The following is a 4602-nucleotide window of genomic DNA, read 5'->3' as shown; positions in this document are numbered from 1 at the left end:
AACCTAGGGTTTTAAAACGCAGACCGAAACCATATCCTCGAATGCAGGAACCTCGCTCTGTCTTGAAAGCTAAACTGAGGGCGTGATTAAGCCTTTTTCAGTGCCATTGGAGTAAAGTCCTTACTGCAAACCGATAGTTTAATATCCCGGTTCTTGATAAGCAGGCTCTTGATAAGCAGGTTCTTGATAAGCAGGTTCTTGCCACTCGCGATACCGGGGTTGAGGATTGGGATTGTAAGGCACGATCGCCCCATCCTCAGTCACAATCATCCCCCGAATAATCCTATTAGGCTGCACCGGTTTCGCCTTAATACTACCTTTGCGGCCCTCCAGCTTCGGCAACTTAGGAAACTTCTCAACGGGCATTCCCTTAACAGCTTGATTCATAAAATCGCGCCAATTATACGCCGCCGTACCGCTAGTTCCCCAAGTCGGATAATTGTCATCATTCCCCAGCCAAACGCCAGTCACCACCTGCGGAATATAACCGATAAACCACAAATCCCGCACGTTTTCCGAAGTACCAGTTTTGCCTGCTACAGCGCGATCGTTTAAAGCAGCAGGCCCCCCCGTACCGTCTTGCACAACACCCTCCAACATCCAAGTAGTAATCGCAGCACTATCCTTATCCAAAACCCGCTTCGGTTTAAAATTAGCCTGATAAATCACATCTCCCCGCTGATTAATTACGCGAGTAATTCCGTGGGCTTCAATAAAATTCCCTTGCGACGCTAAAGTACCGTAAGCATTGGTTAACTCCAGCAAGTTTACCTCCGAAGAACCCAAAGCTAGGGAATAAATCGGACTCAATTTAGATTTAATTCCCATATCGTGGGCTAATTTGATCGCCGGTTCAAACCCGACATCGATCAACACCTTCACCGCCACCACATTCACCGAACGCGTCAAAGCATCAGAGATCGATCGCCAACCGCTAAATTTTTTGCCATAATTATTCGGTTGATAGCCGTCGATAATAATTGGTTCGTCTTCGTAACCGTCATAGGGAGAAAAACCAGCCGCCATCGCCGCGGCATAAACCAACCCTTTAAACGTCGATCCGGGCTGCCGCAAAGCCTGCGTAGCGCGATTAAACTGACTTTCTCTATAATTTCCACCTCCTACCAGGGCCTTAACTTCCCCAGTCTTAGTGTCCATAGAAACTAAAGCTGCCTGTTCAAAACCCTGACTGCGACCATCAACTTCGATCGCATTTTTAATCACCTGTTCCGCTATTTTCTGCCACTTCAAATCCACCGTCGTTTCGACAGTCAAACCGCCAGCTTCCAAAGCATCCTGAGAAACATAGCGCGGCAATTCCCTCCGAATGTAACTAGCAAAATAAGGTGCGACTACTTTAAATCGCTTCGGCGGACTTGGTTTAACCGCCATAGGTTCCGCCATTGCCTGCTTCGCCTGAACCTCTGTAATTACCTTCCCTTCCTGCATTTGTTGCAGCACAAGATTGCGGCGTTTCTTAGCAATATCGGGATTAACTAAAGGCGAATATTCGCTCGGTGCCGGCGGCAAACCCGCCAAAGTTGCCATCTCTGCCAAAGTTAATTGATCGACTGTTTTGCTAAAGAAAACCCAAGCCGCATCTGCCACTCCGTAGGCATCCGAACCCAAATAAACCAGATTTAAATATCTTTCTAAAACTTCATCTTTATTCAACTCTCGCTCTATTTTCTGAGCTAAAAGAGCTTCCCGAACCTTCCGCCTAATACTTCTTTCCTGATTGAGAAAAACAACGCGAGCCAATTGTTGTGTAATTGTACTGCCGCCCTGCACTAAATCTCTCGCTATCAAATTAGAAACAATCGATCGCACAATACCTTGATAATCAACCCCGCGATGTTTGTAAAAACGGCGGTCTTCTATGGCAATAAAAGCTTTAACCAACAGTTCGGGAATTTCTTTAAGTTTCAGTTTATCTCTAGTTGCAGGCCCCGACTGCAACAAAATAGTATTATCTGCCGCCTTAATTGTCAGCGTTCCGTCGCGGTTAAACGCTGACAAATCGTTAACATCCGGCAAACCTTTGTCTAAGGTGTGCAAAATCCACAAACCGTAGATTAAAGCACCCCCGCCTATACTGGCAACACCTATTCCTATCCAAAATCTAGGCGGGCGGGACAGGATTTTTTTTAACTTTCCCTGAAGTTTGCTATTTTCCGACAGTTCGTTATTTTCCGGCAGTTCGGTGTTCTGCGGTGCGCTATTTTCCGGCAATTCGCTACTATCCGATTTTTGGGGTAGTTTAGTTTCCAGCAAACTCAATCCCGGCCGCAACAATTCTTTTCCCTTGGTTTGCAAGCTGGTAACTTGAGGTTCAATTTCCAACCAAGCGATTAAGCGCTTCAACCCTTCCCAATCGCGCTTAACTATTTGATACCTCTGAATTTCAGGGTCTAATTCCCAATTTAATTCCGACTCTTCTAGGGGTACACGATCTTCTTCTACCACATACTCCGATCGCTCATCCGTTGTCCGTGTAGAAAATTCCGCCTCCGATTCCGGCGACTTGAGCTCATTGCCCTGCGCAGCATTAAGCGATTCTCGATCGGAATTACCGCTTATTGCGTTAGTGACTTTGCTCAACTTATCTTTGATATTTGAGAAAAATTCTGCCACGTTCAGACCTTCAAACCTCATCAATTTAAATTAAAAATTAAAAATTAAAAAGGCTAGCCCTCTTCAATTTTTAATTTTTAACTTGACATTTTTTATTCAATAACACTGTGAATAATCTTGAGTTATCTATTTTGAATTAAAAAATATTTAACTCAAAATTCACAACTCAAAATTCTTCTCAACCAGCATGACCTAGTGCCAAAGCCGCTACTAGCATACCCAACACCAGGAAAGGCTGAGCACTTGCCTGATATTTAACATCATTTTCCAGGGGATTGCGCAAAAAGTACATATCCTGAAAAGTGATTTGGGGAATTATCAGCAGCAGCAGAATGACAGCGTAAAGGTTTTGGTGAATGGCGATCAGGTAGCCTGCAATCCCTGCTTGAAATATATCGATCGTCAACACGCAAATCCAGGCTGCTGTGTCGATGCCAAACATCACTGGCAAAGATTTTAACCCTAATTGGCGATCGCCCTCGACACTTTTGAAATCATTGACGATCGCAATCCCCAGCCCTGCCAAACTATAAAACAGAGTCAAAACCATAATGGTGGGATCTAGTGTACCAAACAAAGCTTGACCGGCCCACCAAGGCAGAGCAATGTAGCTAGCACCCAGGGCATAATTTCCCAACCAGCCATTCTGCTTGAGTTTCAGCGGGGGCGCAGAGTAGATGTAAGCTAAAAATGCGCCGCCGAGAGTTAAAACAGTCATTATGGGGAATTCGTGACCCGCCCACAAGTCTAGAGCATAAGCCACCGCAATGCCTGCGGCTAATAATACCAAAATTTGCGCGACTACTTCGGGAATCGAGATGATCCCGGAGGGAATTGGACGGTAGGGCTCGTTAATGGCATCAATGTCGCGATCGTAAAAATCGTTCAAAGTTTGAGTGTACCCGGCAAGCAAAGGCCCTGACATCAACATACAAGCTGCTGCGATCGAGAAATTCTCTAGATTCCAAACATAGTTTCCAGAAGACGCCGCCCCGCACACCACGCCCCAAATTAGGGGAATCCAGGTAATCGGTTTCATCAGTTGCAAGCGAATCTTCCAGATGGAAGTTTCCCCGCTAGCGGCCCCTTTCATGCCCAACAGTTGCCGAGTTTTGGAACTTCGGTTTTCGGTAGCAGCGCTTTCCGGTGCGGATTCTGGGGAGATTTGGGATGGAGGAGAGTCAGACATAATTGGATGTTAGTGATACTGCTATTATTGTGTCGTTTTCCGTTTCAATAATTCTGATAGAATACCACTGATATTTAAGGCATTGCCTGCACCAGTATTGAAAACCTCCTCCCGGCTTGGAGTTGAAGAAGAGAGAAAAATACGGGTTTTACCAATATAATTTAATATCATTATTTTGTGTAAATGTCAAGAGGATAAATAGCTGGTAAAACTATAGTCATTTATTGCAATGACATGGGAGGCATCAGCCCTCCCCTTTCTGTTTTACTTTGAGCGGATCGACCCGCATTGGCCCAACTACACAGCTCCCTATCCCATCGCACAAGGCATAAGGGAAAAGCTTTTCTGAGAATGTTGTACGAAGCATTCACATCGGAATTAATTAACCGACCAGTCGATGTTTTGTACAATCCTCGTGAGAGCCGTTTTCCAGTGAATACAGGCTCTTTTTCGGTTTTTCCATAAACAGGAATTGGGTCTAATCCCACAAAGTTTGCTTTGGATGTGTAGGATTCCTCCTGTACAATTACTGTGATTCCTACCAGTAAAGCTTTGTATTCTAACATCTCAACTAATCGAGAGTGAGGAATGCTGACGAAATTTTGGTTTGTTTGTTTACCTAGATTGATATCAGTTTTCCACTGTGCATTTTTGCCAATGACTAGCGTGCCAATTTGATTCACTACCAAATGGTCAACAATAACGCGGCTAGCATGATGCAAGTAATTATCAACCTTTTGGTTGCGACAGCGAGTTAATCGCTGAATTCTGGGTGAGGT

Annotated in this window: 2 protein-coding genes and 1 pseudogene; all 3 read right to left on the bottom strand. The window is 44.9% G+C overall.

All coding sequences use genetic code 11. The features are described 5' to 3' along the window. Positions 1 to 138: 138 nt before the first annotated feature. On the bottom strand, positions 139 to 2655 hold the full coding sequence (locus QUB70_RS31645) for a transglycosylase domain-containing protein (RefSeq protein ID WP_332985737.1): 2517 nt from the start codon (positions 2653 to 2655) through the stop codon (positions 139 to 141). A gap of 157 nt (positions 2656 to 2812) precedes the next feature. Next, positions 2813 to 3823, bottom strand: coding sequence for a chlorophyll synthase ChlG (gene chlG, locus QUB70_RS31640; protein WP_332985736.1), 1011 nt, complete (start codon positions 3821 to 3823; stop codon positions 2813 to 2815). A gap of 186 nt (positions 3824 to 4009) precedes the next feature. Continuing rightward, positions 4010 to 4602, bottom strand: a pseudogene (locus tag QUB70_RS31635) (IS200/IS605 family accessory protein TnpB-related protein); the annotation flags it as partial.

The organism is Microcoleus sp. A003_D6 (assembly GCF_036702825.1).
Taxonomy (GTDB): Bacteria; Cyanobacteriota; Cyanobacteriia; order Cyanobacteriales; family Microcoleaceae; genus Microcoleus.
The sequence above is the reverse complement of the archived record's forward strand: the minus strand, read 5'-3'. Positions and strand labels throughout refer to the sequence as shown.

What these genes read in the sequence shown, in the direction of transcription:
- QUB70_RS31645 (WP_332985737.1), bottom strand. Translation starts at nt 2,655, where the DNA reads ATGAGGTTTGAAGGTCTGAACGTGGCAGAATTTTTCTCAAATATCAAA.
- chlG (WP_332985736.1), bottom strand. Translation starts at nt 3,823, where the DNA reads ATGTCTGACTCTCCTCCATCCCAAATCTCCCCAGAATCCGCACCGGAA.